A 3,141-nucleotide genomic window follows, 5' to 3' on the forward strand; every position below is an offset into this window, starting at 1 on the left:
TGCAAATGGCCGGGATCACCATTCCAGAACCACGGGTTTTGGTAATCACTCCATATGACAAGACTTCTTTGAACGATATTGAACACGCCATTTTGGCTTCAGACCTGGGCCTTACGCCAGCTAACGACGGTAACGTCATCCGCCTGGTTATCCCGCAACTGACCGGGGAACGGCGGCAGGAAATTGCCAAGGAAGTCGGCAAGCTGGCTGAAGAAGCCAAGATTGCTGTCCGCAATGTCCGCCAGGAAGCCATGAAGGCTTTGAAGAAGCAGGAAAAAGACGGCGAAATCACTGAAGACGAAGAACGGCGCCTGGAAAAGGAAGTCCAGAAGATTACTGACGAATCAACCAAGAAGATTGACCAGATGGCTGACAACAAGCGCAAGGAAATCACTCAGGGTTAATTATGGATAAGAATAAGCAGCTGAATCATTTGGCGATCATCATGGACGGCAATGGCCGCTGGGCAAAGAAGCGGAAAATGCCGCGCTTTATGGGCCACAAGGCCGGGATGGACAACGTTGAAAAGATTGCGCTCGCGGCAGATGAGTTGGGAATTAAAGTCCTGACTCTTTATGCTTTTTCGACGGAAAACTGGGCCCGGCCCAAGGATGAGGTCAATTATTTGATGAACCTGCCGGTCAAGTTCTTTGACAAGTTCATGCCCCGCCTGCAGGCCCACAATGTTAAGGTCAACATCATGGGGTATCTGGATGCCCTGCCGGAATCAACCAGGGAAGTGGTTGAGCGGGCCATGGCGGAAACCGCGGCCAATACCGGTCTGGTTTTGAACTTTGCTTTTAATTACGGGTCAAGAAAAGAAATTGTTTCAGCCGTGCAGGCTCTGGCAAAAGAGGCCGCCAGCGGGGAAATCACGCCGGAAGAAATTACTGAAGACATGGTCTCCGCCAAGCTGATGACCGCCAAGTTTGCCCCTTATTCTGATCCAGACCTCTTGATCAGAACATCTGGCGAGCAGAGAATCAGCAACTTCCTGCTCTGGCAGATTGCTTACTCAGAGCTTGCCTTTACGGACAAGGCCTGGCCGGACTTCGACGAAAACGACTTGGCCGAAATGGTTAAGATCTACCAGCGCCGGGATCGGCGCTTTGGTAAATTAGATGAAACAGATAGTTAGGTAATATGAAACAAAGAGTAATTACAGCAGTTGTTGCTTTATTTATTTTTATCCCGGTCCTGGTTGCCGGGGGCATGTGGATTGACTGGCTGGCTGCCTTTTTAGCTGCCGTCGGCATCAGTGAAGTCTTCTTGATGAAGAAGCAGATTCTGGTCTCAGTTGGCTTTACCCTGGCTGCCCTGGCCACCTTGACCTGGACCGTGCCCAACTCCTTCTTTGGCTTTTTGCCAAAAAACTGGAGCAAGTGGGGCGTCTTCTATGCCTTCGTAATGATTCTTTTGACCTGGACGGTTCTGTCTAAGAACAAGACGACTTTTGACGATATCGGCGTTTACGTCCTGTCAAGTTTGTACATCGGGACTGGTTTCCACTACCTGGCTGCGATCAGAAACAGCGATCCAGTCCATGGTTTGTGGCGCTTGCTCTTTGCCTTCGTGATTGTCTGGACTACTGACACGGCTGCCTATATGGTTGGCCGCAAGTTCGGCAAGCACAAGCTTTGGCCAGTAATCAGCCCGAACAAGACTTGGGAAGGGTCAATCGGGGCTGTGATCATCGCGGTTATCGTGACGGCAATTTATGTCAACCTGGCTCCAGTCGGCGGCGACAAGACAAGCTTGATCATTGCTTCCTTCTTCCTGTCAATCGCCGGCCAGATGGGCGACTTGGTTGAATCAGCCTACAAGCGCTTCTACGGGGTTAAGGACTCCGGCAAGATCCTGCCGGGCCACGGCGGGATCCTGGACCGGTTTGACAGCACGCTTTTCGTTTTGCCAATCGTTGCCTTGATCTTTGGAATTTAGGAGGTCGCTGTGAAAAGTATTCTAGCCTTCATTATAGTTTTTGGCCTGGTGGTCTTTGTCCACGAATTCGGGCACTTTTTCGTGGCGAAAAAGGCCGGTATTTTGGTGCGCGAGTTTTCAATCGGCATGGGGCCAAAAGTTTTCAATCGGCATGGGGCCAAAATTGGTTCAGTGGCGGCCTGGTCAAACGACTTATACCATCCGCTGGCTGCCGCTGGGCGGCTATGTCCGCCTGGCTGGTCCTGACGAGCAGAGTGAAATCGACCCGGGGACGGCAGTTGTCTTGGAACTGAATGAGGCTGGAATTGTTACGCGAATCGATGCTTCAGAATCAGACCTGCCGATCGAAGGCCGTCCCTTGCGGGTGACTAGGGCCGATCTGGTTGATGACCTGACCATTGCAGGGTATGAAAATGGCGATGAGAGCCAGCTGGTGACCTACAAGGTCGACCATGACGCGACCATGATCGACGACACAGGCACCGAGCTGCAGATTACCCCCCGGGACGTGCAGCTGCCTGCAGCCAAACCATGGAAGAAACTGGCAACCTCTTTTGCCGGACCGTTTATGAATGTTGTTTTGGGCTTTGTGGTCTTGATGATCTACAGCTTTGCTTCAGTTGGCCCGGCAACAACGACCGTGGGACAGGTAGCGGCAAACTCCCCGGCCCAGCACGTTTTGCAAAAAGGTGACCAGATCGTGGCCATCAACGGCCGGAAGATTAATACTTTTGACCAGGTCAGCCAGGCGATTGACTCTTCTAAGGGTAAGACCCTGACGGTCAAGGTCAAGCGGCAGGGAAGCGAAAAGTCAGTCCAGCTGGTGCCAAAGTACTCAAAGAAGACTAAGTCATACCTGGTTGGCATCGTGGCTAAGGCCGACAACTCATTTTCCGCCAAGCTGAAGCGGGGCTGGGACTTGAGCTGGCAGGTAACAGGAATGATCTTCCAGGCCCTGGGCAACTTGTTCAAGCACTTCAGCTTAAACAAATTGTCTGGCCCAGTCGGGATCTACTCGGAAACTTCAAAGGCAACTTCCATGGGTCTGACCTACATGCTGGCCTTTGTTGGCATGCTGTCCATCAACCTGGGGATCGTCAACTTGATCCCAATTCCAGGTCTGGACGGGGGCAAGCTTTTGCTGGAACTCATCGAGCTCCTGCGGGGCAAGCCGATTCCAGAGGAGCATGAGACAGTCGT

3 protein-coding genes and 1 pseudogene are annotated in these 3,141 nt (G+C 52.2%); all 4 read left to right on the top strand.

From position 1 onward, the window contains the following. Positions 1 to 404, top strand: a 404-nt coding sequence (gene frr / locus FD23_RS00440) for a ribosome recycling factor (RefSeq protein ID WP_236743849.1), incomplete at its 5' end; no start/stop codon positions are given. A gap of 2 nt (positions 405 to 406) precedes the next feature. Continuing rightward, on the top strand, positions 407 to 1,138 hold the full coding sequence (locus tag FD23_RS00445) for an undecaprenyl pyrophosphate synthase (protein WP_025895384.1): 732 nt from the start codon (positions 407 to 409) through the stop codon (positions 1,136 to 1,138). A 5-nt stretch (positions 1,139 to 1,143) separates the two neighbouring features. Further along, a complete protein-coding gene (locus FD23_RS00450) occupies positions 1,144 to 1,941 on the top strand; it encodes a phosphatidate cytidylyltransferase (RefSeq protein ID WP_052933698.1) in 798 nt (265 codons plus the stop codon). Positions 1,942 to 1,950: 9 nt separating this feature from the next. Further along, positions 1,951 to 3,141 (top strand): annotated as a pseudogene (rseP, locus tag FD23_RS00455) (RIP metalloprotease RseP); the annotation flags it as partial.

Source organism: Lactobacillus delbrueckii subsp. delbrueckii DSM 20074 = JCM 1012 (genome assembly GCF_001433875.1).
Classification (GTDB): Bacteria; Bacillota; Bacilli; order Lactobacillales; family Lactobacillaceae; genus Lactobacillus; species Lactobacillus delbrueckii.

Excerpts from the sequence above, each read along its gene's own strand:
- FD23_RS00445 (WP_025895384.1), top strand. The coding sequence starts at position 407 with ATGGATAAGAATAAGCAGCTGAATCATTTGGCGATCATCATGGACGGC.
- FD23_RS00450 (WP_052933698.1), top strand. The coding sequence starts at position 1,144 with ATGAAACAAAGAGTAATTACAGCAGTTGTTGCTTTATTTATTTTTATC.